General features: G+C 73.2%; 26 protein-coding genes. 18 read left to right on the top strand and 8 right to left on the bottom strand.

What is annotated here, in order from left to right:
• The first annotated feature begins 55 nt into the window (after window positions 1–55).
• From ACFZAT_RS26505 to ACFZAT_RS26480, 6 genes are all read left to right on the top strand, one after another.
• Entirely contained in the window at window positions 56–1048 is a 993-nt protein-coding gene (locus ACFZAT_RS26505; RefSeq protein ID WP_391268171.1) for a substrate-binding domain-containing protein, read from the top strand.
• 5 nt (window positions 1049–1053) lie between these two features.
• Window positions 1054–2055 (top strand): ABC transporter permease, encoded by a 1002-nt coding sequence (locus tag ACFZAT_RS26500; RefSeq protein WP_391267871.1) that lies wholly within the window; start codon window positions 1054–1056, stop codon window positions 2053–2055.
• Entirely contained in the window at window positions 2052–2906 is an 855-nt protein-coding gene (locus ACFZAT_RS26495) for an ATP-binding cassette domain-containing protein (RefSeq protein ID WP_391267869.1), read from the top strand. The genes ACFZAT_RS26500 and ACFZAT_RS26495 overlap by 4 nt, the downstream gene beginning before the upstream one ends.
• A 100-nt stretch (window positions 2907–3006) precedes the next feature.
• Complete coding sequence (locus ACFZAT_RS26490; RefSeq protein WP_391267866.1) at window positions 3007–4041, top strand: substrate-binding domain-containing protein; 1035 nt, start codon at window positions 3007–3009, stop codon at window positions 4039–4041.
• A 132-nt stretch (window positions 4042–4173) separates the two neighbouring features.
• The gene (locus ACFZAT_RS26485) at window positions 4174–5121 is read left to right on the top strand and encodes a PfkB family carbohydrate kinase (RefSeq protein WP_391267864.1); all 948 of its coding nucleotides are present in this window, start codon (window positions 4174–4176) and stop codon (window positions 5119–5121) included.
• Window positions 5122–5168: 47 nt separating this feature from the next.
• Complete coding sequence (locus ACFZAT_RS26480; protein WP_391267861.1) at window positions 5169–6305, top strand: ROK family protein; 1137 nt, start codon at window positions 5169–5171, stop codon at window positions 6303–6305.
• Between the two features lie 21 nt (window positions 6306–6326).
• On the opposite strand, the gene ACFZAT_RS26475 is transcribed toward ACFZAT_RS26480, so the two are convergent.
• The gene (locus ACFZAT_RS26475) at window positions 6327–7109 is read right to left on the bottom strand and encodes a hypothetical protein (protein ID WP_391267860.1); all 783 of its coding nucleotides are present in this window, start codon (window positions 7107–7109) and stop codon (window positions 6327–6329) included.
• Window positions 7110–7232: 123 nt separating this feature from the next.
• Here ACFZAT_RS26475 and ACFZAT_RS26470 point away from each other — a divergent pair, with 123 nt between their 5' ends.
• On the top strand, window positions 7233–7970 hold the full coding sequence (locus ACFZAT_RS26470) for an SDR family NAD(P)-dependent oxidoreductase (RefSeq protein ID WP_391267858.1): 738 nt from the start codon (window positions 7233–7235) through the stop codon (window positions 7968–7970).
• Window positions 7971–8061: 91 nt separating this feature from the next.
• Entirely contained in the window at window positions 8062–9315 is a 1254-nt protein-coding gene (locus ACFZAT_RS26465; RefSeq protein WP_391267856.1) for a glycosyltransferase, read from the top strand.
• Window positions 9316–9339: 24 nt separating this feature from the next.
• Here ACFZAT_RS26465 and ACFZAT_RS26460 read toward each other — a convergent pair whose 3' ends face one another.
• From ACFZAT_RS26460 to ACFZAT_RS26445, 4 genes are all read right to left on the bottom strand, one after another.
• Window positions 9340–10152, bottom strand: coding sequence for a SigB/SigF/SigG family RNA polymerase sigma factor (locus ACFZAT_RS26460; protein WP_391267854.1), 813 nt, complete (start codon window positions 10150–10152; stop codon window positions 9340–9342).
• Between the two features lie 159 nt (window positions 10153–10311).
• Complete coding sequence (locus ACFZAT_RS26455; protein ID WP_391267852.1) at window positions 10312–11070, bottom strand: VOC family protein; 759 nt, start codon at window positions 11068–11070, stop codon at window positions 10312–10314.
• A gap of 164 nt (window positions 11071–11234) precedes the next feature.
• Window positions 11235–11705, bottom strand: a complete 471-nt coding sequence (locus tag ACFZAT_RS26450) for a DUF5709 domain-containing protein (protein ID WP_391267850.1) — start codon at window positions 11703–11705, stop codon at window positions 11235–11237.
• Window positions 11706–11865: 160 nt separating this feature from the next.
• Complete coding sequence (locus ACFZAT_RS26445) at window positions 11866–14073, bottom strand: catalase (protein WP_391267847.1); 2208 nt, start codon at window positions 14071–14073, stop codon at window positions 11866–11868.
• Window positions 14074–14338: 265 nt separating this feature from the next.
• Between ACFZAT_RS26445 and ACFZAT_RS26440 the strand changes: the two genes are divergently transcribed.
• Both ACFZAT_RS26440 and ACFZAT_RS26435 read left to right on the top strand, forming a co-directional pair.
• The gene (locus ACFZAT_RS26440; RefSeq protein WP_391268169.1) at window positions 14339–14701 is read left to right on the top strand and encodes a DUF2568 domain-containing protein; all 363 of its coding nucleotides are present in this window, start codon (window positions 14339–14341) and stop codon (window positions 14699–14701) included.
• A gap of 176 nt (window positions 14702–14877) precedes the next feature.
• Window positions 14878–15711: a class II glutamine amidotransferase gene (locus ACFZAT_RS26435; RefSeq protein WP_391267846.1), complete on the top strand. Its 834-nt coding sequence runs from the start codon at window positions 14878–14880 to the stop codon at window positions 15709–15711.
• A 43-nt stretch (window positions 15712–15754) separates the two neighbouring features.
• Here ACFZAT_RS26435 and ACFZAT_RS26430 read toward each other — a convergent pair whose 3' ends face one another.
• A complete protein-coding gene (locus ACFZAT_RS26430; RefSeq protein ID WP_391267845.1) occupies window positions 15755–16312 on the bottom strand; it encodes a DJ-1/PfpI/YhbO family deglycase/protease in 558 nt (185 codons plus the stop codon).
• Window positions 16313–16477: 165 nt separating this feature from the next.
• Between ACFZAT_RS26430 and ACFZAT_RS26425 the strand changes: the two genes are divergently transcribed.
• Both ACFZAT_RS26425 and ACFZAT_RS26420 read left to right on the top strand, forming a co-directional pair.
• Entirely contained in the window at window positions 16478–17446 is a 969-nt protein-coding gene (locus tag ACFZAT_RS26425) for an iron-containing redox enzyme family protein (protein WP_391267844.1), read from the top strand.
• A 41-nt stretch (window positions 17447–17487) separates the two neighbouring features.
• The gene (locus ACFZAT_RS26420; protein ID WP_391267843.1) at window positions 17488–18033 is read left to right on the top strand and encodes a hypothetical protein; all 546 of its coding nucleotides are present in this window, start codon (window positions 17488–17490) and stop codon (window positions 18031–18033) included.
• 20 nt (window positions 18034–18053) lie between these two features.
• On the opposite strand, the gene ACFZAT_RS26415 is transcribed toward ACFZAT_RS26420, so the two are convergent.
• The gene (locus ACFZAT_RS26415; protein WP_391267842.1) at window positions 18054–18773 is read right to left on the bottom strand and encodes an ANTAR domain-containing protein; all 720 of its coding nucleotides are present in this window, start codon (window positions 18771–18773) and stop codon (window positions 18054–18056) included.
• 76 nt (window positions 18774–18849) lie between these two features.
• On the opposite strand from ACFZAT_RS26415, the gene ACFZAT_RS26410 reads away from it, so the two are divergent.
• The 6 genes from ACFZAT_RS26410 to ACFZAT_RS26385 all read left to right on the top strand — a co-directional run bounded on the left by ACFZAT_RS26410 (window position 18850) and on the right by ACFZAT_RS26385 (window position 24718).
• Entirely contained in the window at window positions 18850–19962 is a 1113-nt protein-coding gene (locus ACFZAT_RS26410; RefSeq protein ID WP_391267841.1) for a PAS domain-containing protein, read from the top strand.
• A gap of 136 nt (window positions 19963–20098) precedes the next feature.
• Window positions 20099–21202 carry a glutamate--cysteine ligase gene (locus tag ACFZAT_RS26405; RefSeq protein ID WP_391267840.1) on the top strand — a complete coding sequence of 368 codons (1104 nt, stop codon included), beginning with the start codon at window positions 20099–20101 and terminating at the stop codon, window positions 21200–21202.
• Between the two features lie 330 nt (window positions 21203–21532).
• Window positions 21533–21712 carry a hypothetical protein gene (locus ACFZAT_RS26400; RefSeq protein WP_391267839.1) on the top strand — a complete coding sequence of 60 codons (180 nt, stop codon included), beginning with the start codon at window positions 21533–21535 and terminating at the stop codon, window positions 21710–21712.
• A gap of 22 nt (window positions 21713–21734) precedes the next feature.
• Window positions 21735–22925 (top strand): alcohol dehydrogenase catalytic domain-containing protein, encoded by a 1191-nt coding sequence (locus ACFZAT_RS26395; RefSeq protein ID WP_391267838.1) that lies wholly within the window; start codon window positions 21735–21737, stop codon window positions 22923–22925.
• A 22-nt stretch (window positions 22926–22947) separates the two neighbouring features.
• Window positions 22948–23985, top strand: coding sequence for an NAD-dependent epimerase/dehydratase family protein (locus ACFZAT_RS26390; RefSeq protein WP_391267837.1), 1038 nt, complete (start codon window positions 22948–22950; stop codon window positions 23983–23985).
• 64 nt (window positions 23986–24049) lie between these two features.
• Window positions 24050–24718 (top strand): HAD-IA family hydrolase, encoded by a 669-nt coding sequence (locus ACFZAT_RS26385; RefSeq protein WP_391267835.1) that lies wholly within the window; start codon window positions 24050–24052, stop codon window positions 24716–24718.
• A gap of 3 nt (window positions 24719–24721) precedes the next feature.
• Here ACFZAT_RS26385 and ACFZAT_RS26380 read toward each other — a convergent pair whose 3' ends face one another.
• Window positions 24722–25096, bottom strand: coding sequence for a VOC family protein (locus ACFZAT_RS26380; protein WP_391267833.1), 375 nt, complete (start codon window positions 25094–25096; stop codon window positions 24722–24724).
• Between the last annotated feature and the right edge of the window lie 50 nt (window positions 25097–25146).

Here is a 25146-nt window from a genome sequence, read left to right as displayed (position 1 = left end):
CACTGGTCCACGCGTTCCGCAACCCATCGCACGAGGAGCCGACATGCCCCGAAGAATGCTTTTTGCCGCGACCACCACCGTCACCGTATGCGCCCTTGCGCTCACCGGGTGTGGCTCCGGCTCCGGTTCCTCGGGCAAGGACGGCGGCAAGGTGAAGGTCGGCCTGATCACCAAGACCGACACCAACCCCTTCTTCGTCAAGATGCGCGAGGGCGCCCAGAAGGAGGCCAAGAAGAAGGGCGTCGAGCTCACCACGGCCGCCGGCAAGTACGACGGTGACAACGGAGGACAGGTCACCGCCCTGGAGAACATGGTCTCCGCCGGCGTCAAGGGCATCCTGATCACCCCCAACGACTCCAAGGCCATCGTGCCGGCGCTGGAGAAGGCCCGCGCCAAGGGTGTCCTGGTCATCGCACTCGACACCCCGCCCGAGCCCCAGTCCGCCGCCGACGCCCTGTTCGCCACCGACAACGTCAAGGCGGGCAAGCTCATCGGCGCCTATGCCAAGGCCGCCATGCAGGGCAAGGAGGCCAAGATCGCCACCATGGACCTGTCGCCCGGCGTCTCCGTCGGTGTCCAGCGCCACCAGGGGTTCATGGAGGGCTACGGCATCACCGACAAGGACCCCTCCCTGGTGTGTTCCCAGGACACCGGAGGTGACCGCGCCAAGGGCCAGACCGCGATGGAGAACTGCCTTCAGAAGGCCCCCGGCATCAACCTCGTCTACGCCATCAACGAGCCGGCCGCCCTCGGCGCCTACACCGCCATCAAGGCCAAGGGCCGCGAGAAGGACGTCATGATCGTCACCATCGACGGCGGCTGCGAAGGCGTTGCCGCGGTCAAGGACGGCAGGATCGCCGCCACCTCGCAGCAGTACCCCCTCAAGATGGCCGCCGACGGCGTCGCCGCGATCGTCGACTACGCCAAGACCGGCAAGAAGGCCAGCGGCTACACCGACACGGGCGTCCAGCTGATCGCGGACCAGGCACAGCCGGGCGTCGAGTCCAAGGACGCCGGCTTCGGCATCGACAACTGCTGGGGGAAGTAAGCCCGATGACCACCTCCACCGCCTCGGCGCTGTACTCCGGCGCCAAGGAACCCACCACGCTGCGCCGCATCCTGATGGCGCCCGCCGCAGGGCCGTTCGGCGCCCTGATCCTCGCCTCGGTCGTCTTCGCGCTCAGCAGCGACGAATTCCTGACCGGCGGCAACTTCTCGCTGATCCTGCAACAGGTGATGGTCGTCGGCACCCTGGCGATCGGCCAGACCCTGATCATCCTCACCGCCGGCATCGACCTGTCGGTCGGGGCCGTGATGGCCTTCGGCGGAATCGTGATGGCCAAGCTGGCCGTCAGCAGCCCCCTGCCCGCACCGCTCGCGATCCTGGCCGGCGTTCTCGTCTGCGGGGCCTTCGGACTGGCCAACGGCCTGCTCGTACGGCTCGTGCCGCTCCCGCCGTTCATCGTCACCCTGGGCATGCTCAACGTCGCCTTCGCGCTGACGCACATCTTCTCCGAGGAGCAGACCGTCACCGGCCTGCCCGGCTCGCTCACCGCGCTCGGGGAGACGTTCCCGCTGGGCACCACCGACGTCACCTACGGCTCGCTGCTCACCGTCGTCCTCTTCCTCGGCTTCGCCTACGCCCTGGGCAACACCGCCTGGGGGCAGCACGTCTACGCCCTGGGCAACAGCGCCGAGAGCGCCCGCCTCAACGGCATCCGCGTCTCCCGGCTCACCATCTCCCTCTACACGGTCGCCGGTCTCGTCTACGGCATCGCGGCCCTGCTGCTGGTCTCCCGCACCGGGGTGGGCGATCCCCAGGCCGGCCAGACGGAGAACCTGGACAGCATCACCGCCGTGGTGCTCGGCGGCACCAGCCTGTTCGGCGGGCGCGGGACGGTCCTCGGCACGTTCGTCGGCGTCCTCATCGTCGGCGTCTTCCGCAACGGCCTCCAACTGCTCGGGGTCTCCTCCGTCTACCAGACCCTGGTCACCGGCGTGCTGGTGATCCTGGCCGTGACGATCGACCAGTTCTCCCGGAAGAAGGGCCGATGAACACCCTCGACAAGAGCGCCGCCCCGGACACACCGGTGCTCAGCGCCCGCAAGCTGGTCAAGCGCTACGGACACGTCACCGCCATCGACGGCGCCGACTTCGACCTCATGCCCGGCGAGGTCCTGGCCGTCATCGGGGACAACGGAGCCGGCAAGTCCAGCCTGATCAAGGCCCTGACCGGCGCGGTGATCCCGGACTCCGGGGAGATCCGCCTGCACGGCGAGCCCATCCGCTTCACCGGTCCCCAGGACGCCCACGGGCACGGCATCGAGACCGTCTACCAGGACCTCGCCGTCGCACCGTCCATGGACATCGCGTCCAATATGTTCCTGGGCCGCGAACTGCGGCGCACGGACCTTCTCGGCCGGGCGCTGCGCATGCTCGACAAGAAGGCGATGCGGGCGCGGGCCGCCGAGCACATGGCGGAGCTGAAGATCGGGCTCGGCTCGCTGACCCAGCCCGTCGAGACGCTCTCCGGAGGCCAGCGGCAGGCCGTCGCGGTCGCCCGGGCGGCCGCCTGGGCCAGGAGCGTCGTCGTCATGGACGAGCCCACCGCGGCGCTCGGCGTCAAGGAGTCGGCCCAGGTCCTCGACCTGATCCGCCGGGTACGCGACAAGGGCATCCCGGTCATCCTGATCAGCCACAACATGCCGCACGTCTTCGAGATCGCCGACCGCATCCATGTGCACCGGCTGGGCCGCCGGGCGGCGGTGATCAGGCCGTCGGACCACTCCATGGCGGAGGTCGTGGCGATCATGACCGGTGCCCTGCGGGTGGAGGCCGACGGTGCGACGTCGGTGGCCGACCACCGGGCGGTGGACGCCGCCGGGGTCGGGCACGACGACGGCTGAATCCGCCGTCACACCCGCACCGTATTCTGTCGACCTGTCCTCGGTTGGCCGGGGCGATCTCCCTCCCGGCCGAAGAGCCTCAACATGGAGAAGCCTGGCCATGGTCTCACCCCGCCGCCCGACTCTTGCCGATGTCGCCCAGGAGGTGGGCGTGAGCGCCAAGACCGTCTCCCGGGTGCTCAACGGGAACGGCCCCACCTCGGAGTCGACCCGGGCGCGTGTCCTCGAAGCGGTGGGCAGGCTCGGCTTCCAGCTCAACCCCATGGCGCAGAGCATCCGCAGCGGCGGACCGGACACCACCGTGGGTCTCGTCATCCCCGACCTGGCCAACCCCTTCTTCGGCTCGGTCGCCGGCGGGATCGAGGCCACGGTCCGCGATCACGGGCTGACCCTCGTCATGGGCTCGTCCGGGGACGACCCGGAGCGCGAGACGGATCTGACCCGGTCCTTCCTCGCCCGCCGGGTGAGCGCGCTGATGGTCGTGCCCTCGGTGGGCGCCGACCACAGCCACCTCAAACGGCACCTGGCCCAGGGGCTTCCGGTCGTGTTCATCGACCGCCCGGGCCACGGCCTGCCCACCGATACGGTCGTCAGCTCCAACCGCAAGGGCGCCCGCGAGGGCACCGCGCACCTGATCGCCCACGGCCACCGCCGCATCGGGTTCATCGGCGACCTCCCCCGGGGCCTCTACACGCGCCGGGAACGCCAGGCGGGATACCGGGCGGCCCTGGCCGAGGCCGGCATCCCGTACGACCGGGCCCTGGTCGGCGAGGCGCACGACGAACACGGCGCGGCGAAGGCCCTGGCCCGGCTGCTGGCCCTCCAGAGCCCGCCCACGGCCGTGGTCAGCGGGAACAACGTGATGACGCTCGGCGCCATGGCGGAGCTCGGACGGAGCGGCGACTCCGTGGCCGTGGTCGCCATCGACGACGTGCCGATGGCGGAACTGCTCACGCCCGCGCTCACCGTCGTCGCCCAGGACCCGGTCACGATCGGGCGCGAGGCGGGAGCCACCGCGCTGCGGCGGCTGGCGGGGGACAGGTCGCGCCCGCGCACCGTCGTCGTACAGAACAGGCTGATCCAGCGCGGCTCGGGCGAGCGCCGGTTCGCCGCCGACCAGGAGCTGCCCGCCTGAGCAGCCGGGGCGGCCCCGCGACCGCCCCGTTCCCCCCGCGGGCATTCCGCCCGCGCACCAACCACCGGCACCCGGGGGGCGGTTCGGCATGCCGTCCCTCCCACCGGCACGCACAGACAAGGAAGGCCGAGCGTGATCGTAGTAGGCGGAGAAGCACTGATGGACCTGGTCCCGGCGCCCGACCAGGGCCGCGCGGACGGGGGGCTGCCGCTGATGCTTCCCAGACGCGGCGGCGGCCCGTACAACACCGCCGTCGCGCTGGGACGGCTCGGAGCGCCGGCCGCGTTCTGCTCCCGCGTCTCGACCGACGCCTACGGAACCGCGCTGGTCGAAGGCCTCCAGAAGGCGGGCGTCGACACCGCGCTCGTCCAGCGCGGCCCCGAACCCACCATGCTCGCCGTGACCGCCATCAGCGAGGAGGGCTCGGCCGCCTACACCTTCTACCACCAGGGCACGGCCGACCGGCTCTTCACAGCCCCCGACGCCCTGCCGCCCCGGGCCCGGGCCCTCGCCCTGGGCACCTGCTCCCTCGCCCTGGAGCCCACGGCGAGCGCGTACGAGCACATGCTCCTGCGCGAGTCCGGAAAGGGGCTCTTCACCGCCCTCGACCCCAACATCCGGCCGAACGTCATCCCCGACCCCGACGCCTACCGGGCCCGTTTCCGCGGTTGGCTGCCCCATCTGTCGCTGCTCAAGGTGTCGTTCGAGGACACCGCGTGGCTGTCGAGCCGCGCGGCCGACGAGGACGCGGTGCTCGACGCCGCACGCGCCTGGGCGCGAACCGGACCGTCCGCGGTCGTCCTCACCGGCGGCGGCGCCGGACTCTGGGCGGTCACCGCCACCGGCGACACCGTGCACGTACCGGCCGCCGCCTGCGAGGTGGCCGACACCATCGGCGCCGGTGACACGGTCTACGCGGCACTGCTCGACGGCCTTCACCGCAAGGACGCGCTGCGGGCGGACGCCCGGCTCACGCACGACGAGTGGCGCGAACTGCTGGCCTTCGCCGCCCGTGCCGCGGCCGTCACCTGTTCCCGGCGGGGAGCGGACTCGCCCCACCGGGCCGAACTCCTCGACTGACCAGGAGCGCACCCACGTGACCGCCTCCCGAAGGACGTGCTGACCCGATGCCGGTCCCCGAGAGCTCACCGGCGCCCGCGCGCAGGAAGCCCAGCAGCAAGGAAATGGTCCTGCGGCTGGTGTCGCACCACGGCTCGGTGACCCGGGCCCAGCTGATGGATCTGAGCGGGCTGCCCCGGACCACCGTGTACGACGCGGTGGCCGCCCTCGTCGACAGTGGCGCGATCACCACCGCGCTGCGGGACGAGGACGGCCGGGGCCGGGGCCGTCCGGTCGAGCGGCTCACCCTCAACCCCGAACGCGGCCAGTTCATCGGCATCGAGTTCACCCGGCGCAGCACCCGGGTGGCCCTCGCCACCGACGCCTGCCAGCTGATGGGCGTCCGCAGCGCCGAGGAGCCCAGCACGGCCGGGCGGCGGGAACGCGTCCTGACGGCGCACCGCCTCGCCGCCGCGCTGGCGGGAGGCTCCCTCGCCCCCGGGGCGGTCAAGGGCGTGGGGGTCGGCATCGGCGGCCCGGGCCCCGGTGTGGAGGTGGCCCACCTGGTCCGCGAGCGCTTCGCGGCCCCGGTCCGGGTGGAGCGGGGCCACCGGCTCGCCGCACTGGGCGAGGCCACCTGGGGCGCGGCGGCGGGCGAGCCGGACCTGCTGTCCGTCTCCCTGTCCCGCGAGGTCGGGGGCGGGCTGATCCAGTCCGGGGCGCTGGTGCGCGGGCCCTACGCCACCGCGGGCGAACTCGGGCACGTGAACGTCGAGCGCGAGGGCGGGCGGCCCTGTCACTGCGGCGGACACGGCTGTCTGGACACCGTCGCCTCCAGCCGGGCGGTCCTCGACCGCTACCACGCCTGCGGCGGACTGGCGGCCGGCATCGCCGACCTGGCCGTGGCGGCCCGCGACGCCGACGAGGCGGCCTGCCGGGTCCTGGCCGAGACGGGGCGCGCCGTGGGCGGCGTCCTTGCCGCACTCGCGAACACCTTCGCCCCCGCCGTCATCGTGGTCGGCGGCGAGCTGACCCGCACCGGCGCGGCCCTGATGGACCCGCTGAAGCAGGAGCTGAACGAGCTGGTCGTGCCCGCCGTACGCGCCCACATCAGTCTGCGGGCGGCCACCCTGGGCACCACGGCGACCGCCTGCGGAGCCGTCGCCCTCGTGGCGGGCGCGACGGCGAACCGGGCAACCGCATGATGAGGAAGCGGACTTGCCTGCTCAGCCCGTGCGCCGGTCGTCCGCCGCGAGCGCCGCGTCCACGGCGTCGAGCAGCACGCGCAGGGGGGCGTCGTCCACCGCGAGGGGCACGCCGTGCTCGGCGAGGAGGCCGGACAGGGCGAGGGTGTGGAACCGGATCGCCGCGACGACCGACCCCGGATCGTACGGAGCCGGCGCGACCGCGAGCCGCGCCGCCCAGTTGTCGTAGCGGGTGCCGCCGTATCGGTGGTGCGTGGTGCCCCGTTCCCGGTCGCGCAGGACCATCGCCGCGACCAGGACGTGCCGGGCGAGCCCGAGTGTCAGGTGCGCCCCGATCAGCACATCCAGGCGGGCCGCCTTGGTGGCGGCGAGGACCGCGTCGAAGCGGAAGTCGTTGACGAGGGAGGCGAGGACGCCGTGCAGGTCCGGGGCGGCCGGTGGGCTGGCGGCCGCAGGAGAGCCGTCCTGGGACGCGGCGTGGAACGTGAGATCCACGCGGCGCAGGTCAACCAGGACAAGCCGCACCGTGTGCCGTCCGGCGTCGCCGTCCCTGGCCGAGGCGTACACCGGCGCGTGCCGCTCGGAGATCTCCCGCACCACGTCCTCGGCGACGGACACCGGCTCGTCGGCCGTGAACCGGACATCGAGGTCGGACCACGGGTCCACCGCCCCCGCGGAACCGGCGGCCGATCCGTGCACGTGTATCGCGTGGACGCGCCCGTCCCCGGCCACGTACTCCGCCAGCGCGGAGGCGAGCGCCTGCTGCCAGCCCGGGGCCGGCATCCGCCGATCGTCATCTGCCATGGTGAGCAATATCCCAGACAGGGCGTCAGGTCCGGCGCGGGCCGAGCGCCGTGATCTATGGACGTGCCCGTCCCCGACGATTTAGCGTCGACCGGAGCAGCGACAGCGGAACACGGGGAGATCATGACCAACGGCGACCACACCTCCACCGACGGCGCCCAGGCGCCCGTCACCTTCATCACCGGCGGCTCCAGCGGGATCGGCGCGGAGAGCGTACGACGGCTCCTCGGCCTCGGGCACCGGGTCGCCGCCACCGGGCGCAGCGCGAAGAAGCTGGCCGTGCTGGCCGAGGACATGGACGCGGGCGAGCGGCTGCTGACCTTCGAGGGGGACGCGGGGGACTGGGAGCACGTGTCGGCGGCGGTCGAGGAGACCGTGCGTACGTTCGGCCGGCTCGACCACGCCATCGCCAACGCCGGGTACTCCGCCGACGCCCACGTCGAGACCGGCGACCCCGAGAAGTGGCGCGGCATGGTCCTGACGAACGTGCTCGGTCCCGCGCTCCTCGTCAAGGCGGCGCTCCCCGCGCTGAAGGAGTCCCAGGGCCGGATCGTGCTCATCGGCAGCGTGGCCGGATACAAGAACACGCCCGGCAACCTGTACTCGATGACCAAGTGGGCGGTGACCGGCCTCGCGGAGAACGTACGCATGCTGGCCACCGGGTACGGCGTCGGTACGACGCTGATCGCACCGGGCCGGGTGCTCACCCCGTTCTGGGACGAGCGCCCCGGCGGCGCGGCGGCGGCCGGTCCGATGATCACCGCCGGGCAGCTGGTGGACACCCTCGTCTGGGCGATCTCGCAGCCGCGCGGCGTGGACGTGAACACGCTGGTGGTCCGGCCGGTCGGCCAGCCGAACTGACGCGATTCATTCCAACGGCAGACGCGGAGGTGCGGCCCCGGCCCGCTGCGGCAGGATCGACCGGAGACCGACTCACGAAGGAGGTCGCGCGATGACGGAGCCCACTCCGCGATTCGCCCGGATAGCCCTGGTTTCCGCGCACACGGGACCGCTCCCGCAACCGGACGGTCCCGACCCCGACGGACTGAGCGGGTACGTGGCCCAGCTGGCCGGCTGCCTCGCCGGGCGGGGACACGACGTCACCGTCTACACCCGCCGTGACCGGCCCGACCGTCCGACGCTGGTGCGCACCGCGTCGGGCGTGAAGGTCGTCCACGTACCGGCCGGCCCGCCCGCTCCCGTACCGAGGGGCGAACTGCTCACGTGGATGCCGGAGTTCGGCGCCTATCTGGCCCGGATCTGGCGGCTCAACCGGCCCGACGTCGTCCACGCGCACTTCTGGACGTCCGGCGCGGCCGCGCTGACCGGGGCCAGGGACGCGGGTATCCCGGTCGTCCAGACCTTCCACACGCTCGGCACGACCGAACGGCGTCACCGGGGCGGCGCGGACGCCGGCCCGCCCGAGCGCGCCGACATCGAGAGCCGGATCGCCCGTGCGGTCCACCGCACCATCGCGACCTGCGCGGACGAGGTGAACGAGCTGCTGGCGGTCGGCGTCCCCCGGACCCGGATCACCGTCGTGCCCTGCGGAGTCGACACCGCGCACTACGCCCCGGTGCCCCTCGCCGACCGGCCGCCCGGTGCCGCATTCCGGCTGCTGTCCGTCGGCCGGCTCGACCCCCGGCAGGGGTTCGACCGGGTCGTGGAGGCACTCGCCGGCGTCCCCGGCACGGAACTGCTCGTCGCCGGCGGACCGGCCGCACCGCTCCTCTTCGCGGACCCGGAGGCCGAACGCCTGCGCAGGACCGCCCTCCGGCACGGGGTGGCCGAGCGGGTGCGGCTGCTCGGCCACGTACCGCGAGTCCTGATGCCGCACCTCATGTCCAGCGCGGACCTGCTCGTGTCCCTGCCGGACCACGCGCCGTCCGCCCGCGTCCCCATCGAGGCGATGGCCTGCGGCACCCCGGTCGTGGCCACAGCCGTCGGCGGCCAGCTGGACGCGGTCGTCGACGGGGTGACCGGCACGCTCGTGCCGCCCGCCGAGGACGACGCGCACGACCTCGCCGCGACGATCCGGGGTCTGCTCGGCGACCCGGACCGACTGGCTCGTTACGGGGCTGCCGCGCGCACCCACGCGCTCGCGCGGTTCGCCTGGGACGAGGTGACGGACGGGATCTGCCGCGTCTACGGGGAGATCGCCCGTACCGACCGGGTCCGGGAGGCGGGCCGGCTGAGCCCGGCCTGAACCGGGCCCGCGAAGATCCGCCGGTCAGGCGGCCTCCTGGAGGGCCTGCCTGCGGACTTCCTCGCAGCACTGGGCGATCAGCCGTGAGACATGCATCTGCGAGAGGCCGAGCGTCTCGGCGATCCGTCCCTGCGTCATGTCGCGGAAGAACCGCAGGTAGAGAATGGTGCGCTCGCGCTCCGGCAGGCCGCGCAGACCCGGCTTCACGGCCTCGCGGTCGACGGCCACGTCCAGCGCGTGGTCGCACAGCCCCAGGGTGTCGGCGAGGCAGGACCCGTCCCCGGCCCGGGGTATCTCGGCGTCGAGCGACAGCGTGCGATAGCTGTCCAGGGCCTCCAGACCGGCCCGGACGTCCTCGGTGCCGAGCCCCGTGGCGGCCGCGATCTCCGCCTCGGTCGGCAGCCGCCCGCCGAGCGTCTGGGCGAGGTCGCGGCGGGCCGCCCGCACCTGGTTGCGCAGATCCTGGACCCGGCGCGGCACATGGACGTCCCAGGTGTGGTCGCGGAAGTGGCGCTTGAGCTCGCCCACCACGGTGGGGATGGCGTACGTCTCGAACACCTTGCCGCGCCCCGGGTCGTACCGGTCGACCGCCTTGACGAGGCCGATCGCCGCCACCTGGCGCAGGTCGTCCAGCGGCTCACCGCGGTCCCGGAAGCGCGAGGCCAGCCGGTGGGCCATGGGGAGCCAGGCGCAGACGGTCGCGCGTCGCAGCTCTTCCTTCTCGGGGCCGTCGGGCAGAGCTCGCAGACGGTGGAAGGCCGCCGTCCGTGCCGGTACGTCCGTCTCCGCCGGTACGTCCTGGTGGCGTGCGGGGTCAGTCTGTCGGGCACCGGCCATGGTGTTCACTCCTCGGCGTCGCCTGTCAGGACCGCCGTGGGAGCCTCCGCCGGACAGGCGGCACCCGGAGCGGAGCTCCCACGGGCGCGCCTCTGGTCCGAAGCACCCCTGGCCCATTCCCGTACGAACCCACCTCAAACATGCCAAGCGGGGACCCCGTCAGCGGTCGGACACCGTGAAGAGCGCGCCCTCCGGGTCCCGGAGCACGAACGCGGTCCCCGGTACGCCCTCCACCGGCGTCGCCTCGCCCCCGGCTGCCACCGCTGCCTCCGCCGCCCGCCCGCTGTCGGGCACCAGGAAGTCCACGATCCAGCGCGCTCGCACCAGGGGATCCGCGGCGTTCTCCACCCCGCCGCCACGCAGCGTCACCACGGTGTGGCCGCCCGCCCGTACGAGGACGCGGTCCTCCGCGTAATCCACCGCGCACCGGCTCTGCGGCTTCGCCCAGCCGAAGACCTCCGCGTAGAAGATGGCCGCCTCGAAGGCGTGGCGGGACTGAAGATCCACCCTGGCCGGGGCGCGCAGTCCGTCGGCCCAGACGGGCGCCGGGCCCTCCCAGAAGCCGAAGACGGCCCCCTCCCGGTCGGCGGCGATCGCCGCCCGCCCCTCGCCCAGCGGCAGCGGGCCCACGGCGAGCGTGGCACCGCGCTCCCGGATGCGGTCGGCCGTACCGTCCGCGCCCGCCACCGCGAAGTACGGAATCCAGGCAGGCGGCGGGCCACCGCCCGGGCAGCCGATGCCGGCGACCGCCCTGCCGTGGGCACGTGCGAGGACGAAGTCGTCGCCCAGGCTGCTGTCGTGGAACTCCCAGCCCATCACCCGGGCGTAGAAGGCCCGCGCGGCCCGCAGATCGTGGGTCGTGAGACTCACCCAGCAGGGCGCTCCCGCGACGGGTGTCTTCCAGTCCGGACTCGGCATGCGGCGCTCCTTCGCCGGGGGCCCTCTAGAACGATGCGCCCGCGCCCCGGCCCGCGCACGCGCTGACCCCGCTACCCGCACCCGATTCCGCACCGCGTTCCCGGACCGGCGGCCTTCCGGTACGCGGATGATCCGGGGCGGTCCCCGCGGGCGCGAGCCGTGGGTCAGCCCTCGCGGCCCTGCTCCTCCTCCTCGTCCGTGGTGTACACGGCGGCCTCCTCGGCCGAGGCCGCGCCGCCGTCGACGCCCACGTCGTCGGCGTAGGCGTCGGTCCGCCGGCCCGGCACCTCGTCCCTCGCGGTGAGCCGCCCGGAGCGGGTCTCGCCCTCCTCCGGCTCCAGCGGCTCACCCTCGCCGTCGTCCAGGTCCCCGATGCCGTCGCCGTCCGGCGGCTCGACGTCCTCGACCTCCTGGGCCAGGCGCTGGTCGAGGGATTCGCCGCGACGTTCCTCCTCGCCCGTCGTGCCGTACTTGTCGACGCCGAGGGGGCGCTCGGGCGGCGAGTAGCCCTCGTCCAACTGATCGTCCAGGCCCCGCTCGCCGAGCGCGTTCTCCAGGTCGAGATCGTCGTTCGGCGGGTCCTGGCCGTCGTCCTGCGGCTGGTAGACGTCGTCGCCACGTGCCTCTGTCGGCATGATTCGTCCTTCCGTCGGAGGCGTCAAGGATGCGGGGGCGGCCGCGGGCGACCGCCGTTCGCACCCTGCGAGTGCCCTGCCGGGCACGGGGAAAACACGCCTTTCGTCACCCTATGGGCGGAGGCCGGTCCGCGTCCTCCCGGACCGGCCCGGTGCGGTCTCAGAGCGTCGGCGTGAAGCGGTCCCAGGCGCGGTGACCTGCGAGGAGCTCGGTGACGCCGTCCAGCACCGTGGACGCGGCCACGCCCGCCACGACGCCCGGGGCGTCCGCGGCCACACCGGCCTTCTCCAGCACCGTCGCGCCCGTGCCGCAGGCACCGACGGCCTTGCCGTGCCGGAACGCCTCGGTGACCAGGAGCAGGACCCGCGGGTCCACACCGGTGGACCGGGCCCCGTCGTCGGTCTTCGCGTCACGGGCCCCGTACGCGTCCGGGGCCGGGGCGGGTGCCCCCACCAGCACGATCGCGTCGAACTCGATGGACCGGGCCGTGGCGAACGTGCGCTGGACGGTGACCGCGTCGTTCCCGGAGCCCAGCTTGCCGCCCGAGGGCGCGATCACCAGGGGGACCATCCCGGCACCGAGGACGGCGCCGCGTGCCTCGCGTACGGCGTCCAGACCGGACTCCCCACTGGTGACGATGCCGACGACCCGGCCCTCGACCGGCCAGGTGTGCCCCAGCTGGGACAGGGCGGGGCTGGGCTCGGGCGAGCCCAGCGGCTCGCTCGCCCCGGGCGCCGGGAGACCCAGCCCCTCGGCGACGCGCGCGCACAGCTCGGGGTCGATGTTGGCCAGCACCCGGAGGCCGCGCTCCTTGATCGCCTGGTCCCAGCACTTGCCGAGCTCGAAGGCGTACGCGGCGGTGATGTGCTCCCGCTCCGTGGGCGTCATGCTCAGCCAGAACAGCCTGGCCTGGCTGAAGTGGTCGTCGAACGAGGCCGCCGCGTCCCGCACCTTCCGGGCCGCCGGGACGTCGACGGGCACCTCGATGTAGGCGCCGGTGTCCGCGCCGGCGGTGAACGGGCAGCCCCCGTCGAGCGAGTTGGGCCGGTACGGTGCCACGCCCCGGTGCACCGCCGTCTGGTGCATCCCGTCGCGCAGCATGTCGTTGACGGGCGCGTGCGTGCGGTTGATCGGCAGCTGGGCGAAGTTGGGCCCGCCGAGCCGGGTGATCTGGGTGTCGACGTACGAGAAGAGGCGCCCCTGCATCAGCGCGTCGTTGGTGACGTCGATGCCGGGCACCAGGTGGCCGACGTGGAAGGCGACCTGCTCCGTCTCGGCGAAGTAGTTCGACGGGTTGGCGTTCAGCGTCATCAGTCCGATCGGGCGGACCGGCGCCAGCTCCTCCGGCACGAACTTCGTGGGGTCGAGCAGATCGATGCCCTCGAACATCTGGTCCTCGGCGTCCGGGAACGTCTGCACCCCCAGCTCCCACTGGGGGAAGGCGCCCGCCTCGATCGCGTCGGCGAGATCCCGGCGGTGGAAGTCCGGATCCATCCCGCAGGCGATCTGGGCCTCCTCCCACACCTGCGAGTGCACGCCCAGCTTCGGCTTCCAGTGGAACTTCACCAGCGTGGTCGCGCCCTCGGCGTTGACCAGCCGGAACGTATGGACGCCGAAGCCCTCCATCATCCGGTACGAACGCGGGATGCCCCGGTCCGACATGTTCCAGAGGGTGTGATGGGTCGCCTCGGTGTGCAGGGTGACGAAGTCCCAGAACGTGTCGTGGGCGCTCTGCGCCTGCGGGATCTCCCGGTCGGGGTGGGGCTTGCCCGCGTGGATGATGTCGGGGAACTTGATGGCGTCCTGGATGAAGAACACCGGGATGTTGTTGCCGACCAGGTCGAAGACGCCCTCGTCGGTGTAGAACTTCGTCGCGAAGCCCCGGGTGTCGCGCACCGTGTCGGCGGAACCGCGCGAGCCGAGCACGGTGGAGAAGCGGACGAAGACCGGCGTCTCGGCGCCCTCGGCGAGGAACGCCGCCTTCGTGATGCCGGCCGCCGCGCCGTACGCGCGGAAGACGCCGTGGGCGGCGGCACCGCGGGCGTGCACCACCCGCTCCGGGATGCGCTCGTGGTCGAAGTGCGTGATCTTCTCCCGCAGGTGGTGGTCCTGGAGGAGCACCGGGCCCCGGGGACCGGCCTTCAGCGAGTGGTCGGTGTCGTACAGCCGGGCGCCCTGCGCGTTGGTGAGGTAGGCGCCGCCCTGGGCCACCTTGTCCTGTCCGGCGCCGGTCGGCTGCCCGGTCGGGCTCACGGTCTCGGGACCGCGCTGGTCGTGCTTGGGCGGCAGCGGTCCGCGCGGCTTCGTGGGCTCGTCGATCTGGGCGGGCTCGGGACCGGGAGCGCCGGGGATCTCGTTGTCGCTCACTGGATTCCAATCTCTGTGGGGGGAAGAACGGTGCCGCGCGGAGTGGTCGCCACGCGCGAGGGACGGCATCGCCCGACCACGCGTACCCCCCGTCGTCCGGCCGGACACATCGGTTGAGCCATCCGCCTCGGCGTCCCGTTCCTACGGGCGACACGGGCGTCGCGGGGCCCGAACTGGACGGTCGGTAGGCTGGGTTTCGTACACGCGGACGACGAGGGGGGACGTAGTGATCGGAAGACCTGCCGACCGTCCGGTGATTCCGCCGGTGGCCGGGCGGCCCTGGTGGGGGGCGAACGAACTGCTCGCGTTCCTCCTGGAGGTGGCGGCGCTGGCCTGCCTCTTCTGGTGGGGGTTCTCTCTCGCTGACGAGGTGGTGTTCCAACTGCTCGTCGGCACCGCCGTTCTCGCCGCGGCCATCGCGCTGTGGGCGCTGTTCGCCGCACCTCGCGCCCGGTTCCGCCCGCCGCTCGCGGGTGTCCTGGTGGTGAAGGCCGTGGTGCTCTGCGGGGGAGCCCTCGCGCTGTACGGGGTCGGGCACCCGGCCGCCGCGGCGGTGCTGGGTGCCGTGGTCGTGGTCAACACGGCCCTGGCGGAGACCTTCCGGCACCGGCCCGCCGCTGCCGCCTGACCGGGTGCCCGTCGTCCCGGCGGTTTCCGGCGGGCGCGGCCGGGCAGCCGGCCCCTGAAGTCGGTAGCGTGGACCTTACGACGACGACCGGGCGCCCCAGGGACCGAGGCCCGCGGAAGCACCAACGGCGCGTGCGCGCCGGCCCCTGCCCGCCGCCCGGGAAGGGACGGCCGCACATGTGCCGATGGCTGGCCTATTCCGGCACGAGTGTCGTGCTCAGCGACCTCCTCTACAAGCCGGAGCACTCGCTCATCGACCAGAGCCTGCACTCCACCATGGGCGTGGAGACGACCAACGGGGACGGTTTCGGGGTCGGTTGGTACGGCCCCGAACTGGAGACCCCCGCGATCATCCGCGACACCGGCCCCGCCTGGAACAACCGCAATCTGCGGGAGATCGCGAGCCACATCCGCTCGCCGCTGTTCTTCGCCCATGTGCGGGCGTCCACGGGGACGGCGATCCAGCAGACCAACTGCCATCCCTTCCGGCACGGCCGCTGGATGTGGATGCACAACGGGGCGATCGCGGACTTCCACCGGCTGCGGCGCGATCTCTCGCTGGCCCTCGACCCGGCCCTGTTCTCGGTCCTGGAGGGGTCCACGGACTCCGAGGTGATGTTCTACCTCGCGCTGACGTTCGGGCTGGACCAGGACGTGCCGGGCGCGGTGGCCAGGATGGCCGGGCTGATCGAACGCGTGGGCCGCGAGAAGGGTGTGGAGCATCCGCTCCAGATGACCGTCGCGGTGTCCGACGGCGAGCGGCTGTGGTCGTTCCGCTATTCGAGTCTCGGCACGTCGCGTTCGCTGTTCTACAGCAGCAGGGCCGACACCGTGCGCGCCCTCCACCCGGATTCGGACTTCCTGCGGGGCGTGTCCGACAGCACCCGCCTGGTGGTGTCGGAACCCCTCGGCGGGCTGCCCGGGGTGTGGAAAGAGGTCCCGGAGAGCAGTTACGGGGTCGTGCAGCCGGGCGAGGACGAGTTCCGGCCCTTCGCGCCCCAGCCCGTGTGAAGGCCGCCCGGACGGAGTGCCGGGCGGCCTTCACGGGGGTGCCTCAGCCGGCGAGCGCGGCGTCGACCTCCTTGAGGAACGGGTCCAGGTCGCCCGGGTTGCGCGAGGTGATGAGCTTCCAGCCGCCGGACTCGTCCGTCACGACCGGCTCGTCGACCCAGTCACCGCCCGCATTGCGTACGTCGGTCCGCAACGAGGCGTACGAAGTGAGCCGCTTGCCCTTGACGCTGTCGGTCTCCACCAGCATCCACGGTCCGTGGCAGATGGCCGCGACGGGCCGCCCGGAGGCGGTGAACGACCGCACGATGTCGCGGGCCGGGCCCTGGAGGCGCAGCGTGTCGGCGTTCAGCGTGCCGCCCGGTACGAGCAGCAGGTCGTAGCCGGCCGGGTCGACGTCGTCCAGCGTGAGATCGGGGCGTACGGACTTGCCGGGGTCCTTGTCGCCGACCAGCGTCTCGATGTCGTCCTTCTTCAGGGCGGCCACATCGACCCGCACACCGCGTTCGCGCAGATGGCCGAGCGGCACGAGGAGCTCGTCCTGCTCCACGCCGTAGTTGGTGACGATGGCCAGCACCTTGCCCTTGCTGCCGTTGTCGCTCATCTTCTGCCGTCCTTCCGTCCTACGGGGAAACACGCCCGGTGACGTGGCTTCCGGGTCGCAGCCTCTGGGTTCCCCGCACGGGCGCGCTCATTCATGTGGCGGCATCGGCGGCGGGCGCACATGGTGGGAGAGCGGCTTCGGGGCAGACGCACGAGGAGTGACGGCATGGCCGGTCGGACGGGCGGATCCAGGCTTCCCAGGGCCCGCGGCGAGCTCTCGGCGGCGGTCGTCGCCCATCTCCGGGGCGACGCTCCCCTGCCCGCCCCTTCCCTGGCCGACGCGGTCGAACCCTACGGCGACGACCTCCAGCTCGCCCTGTACGTCTGCTACGAGCTCCACTACCGGGGCTTCGAGGGCGTGGACCCCGCCCTGGAATGGGATCCGGCGCTGCTGGCGGTCAGGGCGGCCCTGGAACGCCGCTTCGAATCCGCGCTCCGCCGGGACGTCCCGCCCGGGGCCGGACTGGACGACACCCTGGACGCGCTGCTCGTCGAGCCGGTCGACGGAACGGGCGTGTCGTACTTCCTCCAGGAGCACGCCACACCGGACCGGCTGCGCGCCTACGCCGCCCAGCGCTCCCTGTACCACCTGAAGGAGGCCGACCCGCACGCCTGGGTGCTGCCCCGGCTCAACGGGCGCGCCAAGGCGGGCATGGCCGCGATCGAGTACGACGAGTTCGGCGCCGGCCGCGCCGACCGCGTCCATGCCCGGCTCTTCGCCGACCTGATGACGGACCTGGGCCTGGAGACGGCATACGGCCACTATCTGGACGAGGGCCACGCCGAGATGCTGGCCGTCGTCAACCTCATGTCCCTGTTCGGCCTGCACCGGCGGCTTCGCGGCGCCCTGGTCGGACACTTCGCCGCCGTGGAGATCACCTCGTCCCCCGCCTCCCGCCGCCTCGCCCTCGCCATGAAACGGGCGGGCGCCGGACCCGCCGCCGAGTTCTTCTACACCGAACACGTGGAGGCGGACGCGGTCCACGAGCAGGTGGTGCGGCACGACGTCGTACGGGGGCTGCTGGACGACGAACCCGGCCTGGAGCCGGACATCGTCTTCGGCATCGACACCACCGGCTTCCTGGAAGGCCGCCTCGGAGACCGGCTCCTGAGGGACTGGGGCGCCGCTGCCTAGAATGGCGGTTCCGGCTGGGTGGGCCTCCGAAAAGGACACATGTGAACAGGGTGGGGTGGGCTGCCGCCGTCGCGGCGGCGTTGATCGGTGTGACCGGCTGCGGGGGCGGCGGCAACGACCGGGGCGAGAACGGGGTGTCGGCGGCCGCCCCGAGACCGGAAGACTCCGGTCCGATCACCAAGGCCAAGATGCGTCTGGTACTCGACAGCGTCACCAAGGACACGGGGGCGCTGCCGAACGACCCGAAATGGGCGGCCTCCCTTGCCGACTCCTCCAGCCCGCTGGGGGCCTGCTTCGTCGACTACAAGTCGTTCGGCACAGCTGCCTCCACGCTGGACGTGCACCGCACCAATGCCCTGGCGGAAGCGCTGACCGGCCGGGGATGGGCGGAGACCAAGAAGCGCGCCGAGCGCAAGGCGCCGGACGGCTCGGTCGTCGCAGTGGAAGCTGTCTTCAAGAAGCGCGGCTGGACCATAGTCATGAACTACCGCCTGGGCGCCCACGACCGCACCCTCAGTCTGGGCGGCTTCGAAGACGCCTGCGTCAAAAAGGTCCAGGCGGCCGGGGGCGCCGAGGCCTTCAACTGACGGGACGGGGCGGACAGGTCTCAGGCTCCGTCAGCCCGCACCTCGTCCAGCAACCGGCGCAGCTCACGCGTGCTGCCCCGGCCCTTCGCCCGTACGATCCGCGCCGCCACGGCGCTCAGCTTGCGGTTCGTACGCTGCGAAAGCACGCGCAGGACGTCGAACGCCCGGTCCGGGGCGCAGTCCAGCAGGTGCGTCACGATGCCGATGGCCTGGTCGATCACGGCCCGTGACGCCATCGCCGTCCGCAGCTGCTCCGCCTCCGCCTCCGCTCCGGTACGGGCATGCTCGCGCAGAAGTCCGGCGACCGTCTCCTCGGCCAGAACCGTGACCGCCTCCCGGACCTCCGCCGTCAGCCGCCACGGCCGGAACGCGTACAGGGTGACCGTCGCCGTGACGCCCTCCGTCATGACCGGCACCGCCGTGCAGGCACGCAGCCCCCGTTCCAGAGCCGCCACCCGGAATTCCGGCCACCGCGCGTCCGCGACCAGATCGGCGGCCCCGACCGGCCGCAGGGAGCGGGCGGCCTCGACGCCGGGCCCCTCGCCGGTCTCCTCCTGGAGCGCGGCCAGGACCGCGAGGTCCGGGTGGGTCGAAGCGCGGTGGGCCTCCCCGCCGGGGCACCGCAGAGACACCGTCGCGCCCCGGCATCCCGCCGAGCAGCGCATCGCCCGCCCGCCGAGCCGCACGAGCCACGGCGCCACGGCCGTGTCATCGGTCACCGCGTCCATCGGGCGCGTCATCCTCAGCCTCCCTGGGAACCCGGGACCCGCCGCGCCGCTCGCCGCCGACGCACCGGTGATCGGTTAGCTTCGTCGTATGAACGGGCCACCGAAGGGCGAGAGCGGTCTTCCGGCCCTCCTCGCCCGCGCCCGGGAACTGCGCGCGGCCCGGGACCATCCTCCCGCCGAATACCCGGTCCTGCTCGACGCGGCCCTCGCGGAGCTGGACCACGCGATCGAGGCCCTGCGCCTGGTGGAACACCCACCGGCACCGTTCCGTCCTCCGGGCGCGAAGGCGGCGCCGTTCAAGGCCATGTTCGACCAGCTGCCCTGGCCCGTCGTCCTGACCGACGGGCAGACCGTGGTGCGCCGCCTCAACCGGGCCGCCGCCGAACTGACCGGACTCCCTCCCGGGTACGCCGCGGGCCGCCCCCTCGCCGCGCTCCTGCCCCCGGCCGACCGGGCCGCCCTCCGCGCCCACGTGGCGGCCGTGGCCGACGGCGGGGGAGGCCGCAGCCTCCCGGTCCGCCTCCCCGGGCTGCCGGACGGCCCGCTGTACGCCACGCTCACCGGCATCGACGCGCCGGGGGAGCGCGGGCGGGACGTGCTCGTGGTGCTCGCACCGGCACCGGGCCCGCGCGCCCCCGGCCGCCCCGCTGACCGGGCCGAGCCCTCGGCGGTCGTACGCCAGGCGGAGCTGACCGGCCTCCTGGACCGCGCGGCCGGGTCGCTCCTGGGCCGCGACCCCTCCGTGGCGGCCCTCGGGTCCGTCGCGGGGCTCCTGCGCGACGGACTCGCGGACTGGGCGCTGCTCGACCTGGGGCCCCCGGACGATCCGGTCCGGGTCGCGGTCCACGGTCCCCCGGCGCCGGACGACGCGGGGCTGGAGAAGGCGTTCCTCCGGCAGGACCCGCGCGCCTGCCCCGTGGCCGTCGAGGTGATGGCCTCCGGCGCGGCGGCGGTGGAACAGCTGACGGACGACCTGGACCGGCTGGGTGCGGACGGGGGCGGCGCGCCGCTCATGGTCCGCGCCGACGTCACCGCCCTGCTCTCCGTGGCGCTGACCGTGCCCGACGGCACGTCGGTACTGGGGGCGCTGACGCTGCTCCGGGGCGGGACCGGGCCGCCGTTCTCGCTGCTGGAGGCCGGCGCCGCGGAGATCGCGGCGGGCCAGATGGCCATCGTGGCGCGGCGGGGCGGCCTGCGCTGAGCGGCGGGCGAGGCGGGCCCGGGCGGAGAAAAACCGGCCGGTCAGGGGTGCCCGCGCCATGAGGTGGCATACGGCGAAGTGGAGGAGGGTGGAAGGCGCCTCGGCCGCGAGAGCGCCCGCCCCCGGCCGAGCGAGCATGGAGGACATGATGGTGCGGACTGTGGGCGTCGAGGAGGAGCTGCTGCTCGTGGACGAGCAGAGCGGCGACCCCAGGGCCCTGTCGACGGCTGTGCTCGCCCTGGCCGAGCGGCGCGCCGAAGGCGACTCGGCCTTCGAGCAGGAGCTGCACCGCCAGCAGCTGGAGTTCGCCACCGAGCCGCGCGCGGACATGCGGGAGATCGCGGACGAGATCCTGCGCTGGCGGGCGGAGGCCGCCCGCAGCGCCGCCGAGGCCGGGGGAGCGGTCGCCGCGCTCGCCACATCGCCGCTGCCCGTCAGCCCGTCCATCGGCGACGGCGAACGGTACCGCTGGCTGGCCGACAAGTTCGGGCTGACCACGCAGGAACAGCTGACGTGCGGATGCCACGTACACGTCTCCGTCGAGTCGGACGAGGAGGGCGTCGCGGTCCTGGACCGCATCCGCCCCTGGCTCGCGGTGCTGCTCGCGCTGAGCTCCAACTCGCCCTTCTGGCAGGGCCAGGACACCGCGTACAGCAGCTACCGCAGCCAGGTCTGGGGCCGCTGGCCCTCGGCCGGGCCGATGGAACTGTTCGGCTCCGCCCGCCGGTACCACGACGCGGTCGAAGCCCTCGTCGGCACGGGCGTCCTGCGCGACAAGGGCATGATCTACTTCGACGCCCGGCTCTCGCACCGCTATCCCACCGTCGAGATCCGGGTCGCGGACGTCTGCCTCGACCCCGCCGACGCCGCCCTGCTCGCCACACTGGCGCGCGGGCTGGTCGAGACGGCGGCCCGGGCCTGGCGGGCGGGCGATCCGCCGGAGCCGTACGGGATGGGCCTGCTCCGCATGGCCGCCTGGCAGGCCGGCCGCTCGGGCCTGGAGGGCGAGCTGCTGCACCCCGCCACCATGCGCCCCGCCCCCGCGCCCGCCGTGCTGCACGCGCTGCTCACCCATGTGCGCGACGCGCTGGAGGACAGCGGGGACCTGGCCGCGGTCCGGGAGGGCATCGACCGGGTCCTGAAGAACGGCACGGGAGCACGGATCCAGCGCGACGCCCTCGCCCGCACGGGCAGCCTCCACGACGCGGTCACGGAGTGCGTCAGCCGCACACGAGGGTGAGACGCGCGACGGCCTGGAGCCGGCCCCTCGGCGCGCAGGCCCGTACGGTGCGCAGCCCGGTGTCCGCCGGGGCCGGGATCTGGGCGGCGCTGCGGCTGTGGTCCCAACCGGCAGCGCCTGCTCCCGCGTACGCCGGGAGCCTGGCCAGGCGGGTACCCGTACCGCCCGGGGACATGCGGGACCGGCCGGGGTGTTTGCGTACCAAGCGACCGCCCTGCCCGCAGGGATCGAACCGGGCATTCCGGTTGAACCCGGATTCCGTGGGAACCCGTCGCACGGAACCGCTGTGCGGGCACGCCCGCAGGACGACCCGGGAGGAACCGAGGAGATATGGGACGGCATGCCGAAATCGCCCGCGCCCTGGCCATGAGGGTGAAGGCGGCGAAGCTCAAATCGGACGGCGCGGCGCTGGGCGACGAGAGCCTGAAGGCGGAGGGACGACGGCGCGAGACCGCCGGACGGATCGCCCGGGCGGAGGCCGGGGCGGCACGCCGCACGGACCGCCACTGACCCGAGAGCGAGGAGACCACTCATGCGCGCACTGACCTGGCAAGGAAAGCGGGACGTCCGTGTCGAGACCGTTCCGGACCCGGTCATCCAGGACCCGACCGACATCATCATCCGGGTGACCTCGACGGGCATCTGCGGATCGGACCTCCATCTGTACGAGGTGCTCGGCCCGTATCTCGACCCCGGCGACATCCTGGGCCACGAGCCGATGGGCATCGTGGAGGTGACAGGCCCCGAGGTGACAGCCGTGTCGCGCGGCGACCGGGTGGTCGTCCCGTTCAACGTCTCCTGCGGCACCTGCTTCATGTGCGACCAGGGCCTGCACTCGCAGTGCGAGACCACACAGGTCAGGGAGTACGGCACCGGTGCGTCGCTCTTCGGTTACACCAAGCTCTACGGGCAGGTGCCCGGCGGACAGGCCGAGCTGCTGCGGGTCCCCTTCGGCAACACCCTGCCCGTCAAGGTGCCCGAGGGCCCGCCGGACGACAGGTTCGTCTACCTGTCCGACGTGCTGCCCACCGCCTGGCAGGCCGTCGAGTACGCGGCGGTCCCGCCCGGCGGCAGCCTCACCGTCCTCGGCCTCGGCCCGATCGGCGACATGGCCGCCCGCATCGCCCTGCACCGGGGCGCCGGCCTGGTCATCGGCGTGGACCTGGTCCCCGAACGCCTCGCCCGCGCCGCCGCACGCGGTGTCCAGACCCTCGACCTGAGCCGCTACGGCAAGGACCTGCCGGACGCCGTCCGGGACCTGACCGGCGGCCGGGGCACCGACGCGGTCATCGACGCCGTCGGCATGGAGGCCCACGCCACCGGGACACCGATCGGCAAGGCCGGCCAGTGGGCCACCGGGCTCCTGCCCGACGCGGCGGCCCGCAAGCTCATGGAGCACGCCGGCATCGACCGCCTCACCGCCCTGCTCACCGCCATCGACGCGGTTCGCCGGGGCGGCACCGTCTCCATCTCCGGCGTCTACGGGGGCTCCGTCGACCCGCTGCCCCTGCTCACGATGTTCGACAAGCAGATCCAGTTCCGGATGGGGCAGGCGAACGTCAAGCACTGGGTGCCCGACATCCTGCCGCTGCTCGTGGACGACGACCCGCTGGGCGTGGACGACTTCGCCACGCACCACCTTCCGCTGGAGGACGGCCCGAAGGCGTACGAGACCTTCCGGGCGAAGGCCGACGGCATGGTCAAGACGCTGTTGCGGCCCTGACGCCGCGAGGTGAGGAGTCACCGTGAACGCATCGCAAGGGCTGCGCGTCGTCGTCACCGGCGCCACCGGCAACGTGGGCACCAGCCTCGTACGGGCCCTGGCGCAGGACCCGGACGTCGGGTCGGTCCTCGGGCTCGCCCGGCGGCTGCCCGGCCTCACCCTGCCCCGCGTCGAGTGGGGGAGGGTGGACCTCTCCCGCCCGGACAGCGCCGGGAGGCTCGGCTCCCTGCTCGCGGGCGCGGACGCCGTCGTCCACCTGGCCTGGCGCTTCCAGCCCACCCACGACCCCGTCGTCACCTGGCGCAGCAACGTCGAAGGCTCCCTCCGCGTCTTCGACGCGGTGCGCACGGCCGGCGTCCCGGCGCTGGTCCACGCCTCGTCCGTGGGCGCCTACGCGCCCGGGCCCAAGCGGGAGCCCGGAGTGGACGAACAGTGGCCGACCCATGGCTGGCCGGACGCCGCCTACTGCCGGGAGAAGGCGTACCTGGAACGGGTTCTGGACACCTTCGAGCTGCGCCACCCGCAGATCCGGGTGGTACGGATGCGGCCGGGCTTCCTCTTCAAGGAGACGGCCGCCCCGGAGCAGCGGCGCATCTTCGGCGGCAAGTACCTGCCCGGCGTTCTCCTCCGCCCCGACCTGCTGCCCTTCGTGCCCGACCTGGAGGGGCTGCGGTTCCAGGTGCTGCACACGGACGACGCGGCCGAGGCGTACCGGCTCGCCGTGCTCGGCGACGTACGCGGCCCCTTCAACCTGGCCGCCGACACCGTCACCGACGCCCGCTCCCTCGGAGCCCTCCTCGACGCGCGAGTGGTGCGCGCACCCGTGCCGCTCGTACGCGGAGCCCTGGCGACCGCCTGGCACGCGCGGGCGGTCCCCGCGTCACCCCACCTCTTCGACGCCGTGCTGCGCCTGCCCGTCATGGACTGCGCCCGGGCGCACGAGGAACTGGGCTGGCGGCCCCGCTACTCGGCGTCCGAGGCGCTGACCGCGTTCCTGCGCGGCGTGGTACGCGGCACGGGCGAGGAGACCGCTCCGCTGGCAGGCAGCCGGTGGAGCTGATGGCCGCCGCCGAAGTCATCGCCCTGTGACACCGGCGGGCCCCGCCCGCACGAAAGGACTCCCCATGACGCGCGCCGCACTGTTCGACGTGGACGGCACCCTGGTCGACACCAACTACCTGCACGTCACCGCGTGGTGGGAGGCGTTCCACCAGGCCGGACACACCGTGCCGATGCCCGCCATCCACCGCGCGGTCGGCCTCGGATCCGACGACCTCGTCGCCCATCTGCTGGGCCCCGACCGGGACCGGGAACAGGACGACGGCATCAGCGCCACCCACTCCGCGCTGTACGCCACCTACTTCGAACGCCTGCCCCCGCTGGAGGGCGCGGCGGACCTGCTGCGCGCCCTGGCCGGCCGGGGCTGGACGATCGTCCTCGCCACCTCCGCGTCCGGCCCCGAGCTGAAGGCCCTGCGGCGCGCCCTCGACGCCGACGACGTCATCTCCGGCACCGCCAGCTCCGACGACGTGGACGAGGGGAAGCCGGCGCCGGACCCGATCCGCCACGCGATGGACCTCGCCGGCGCCACCAGCGAGGAGGCCGTGTACATCGGCGACTCCGTCTGGGACATGGCGGCGGCGACCCGGGCGTCGGTCCCCGCCGTGGGCCTGCTGTCGGGCGGCATCCCCCGCGCGGACCTGGAAGCGGCCGGGGCCGTGGAGGTCCACGATTCCCCGGCCGCGCTGCTGGGCCGCCTCGACTCCGGCGTCATCGGCCGGATGAGCCCGTAGACGCTACCCCTGGTCGCACAGGCAGAACGGGTGCCCCGCCGGGTCCGCGTAGACCCGGAAGCCGCGCTTTCCGCCGTCGTCGTCCACGTCGAGCGGAGTGGCCCCCAGGGCGAGCACCTCGCGGTGGGCGGCCTCCATGTCCTCCACCTCGAAGTCCAGGTGCGCCTGCTGGGAATTCCGGTCGGGGCGCGGCCACTCGGGCGGCTGGAAGCCGGGGGCGAGTTGGAAGGCCAGACGCGCTCCGCCGGGGACGCGCAGGTCGTACCAGCGGTCGTGGTCGTGCGTCACCTCGCCGCCCAGCACCTTCTGGTAGAAACCGGCGAGCGCCGCCGGGTCCGGGCAGTCGACGGCAACCAGGCAGTAGGTCGCGACAGCCATGTCGTCCCTCACTTTCGGTGTACGCGGTATGCGGACGTCCTCCTCCAGGG

The sequence above is a fragment of the Streptomyces sp. NPDC008163 genome (genome assembly GCF_042956885.1).
GTDB classification, from domain to species: domain Bacteria; phylum Actinomycetota; class Actinomycetes; order Streptomycetales; family Streptomycetaceae; genus Streptomyces; species Streptomyces drozdowiczii_A.
Note: the sequence above shows the minus strand (reverse complement) of the source record. Positions and strands in the feature narration are given on the sequence as shown.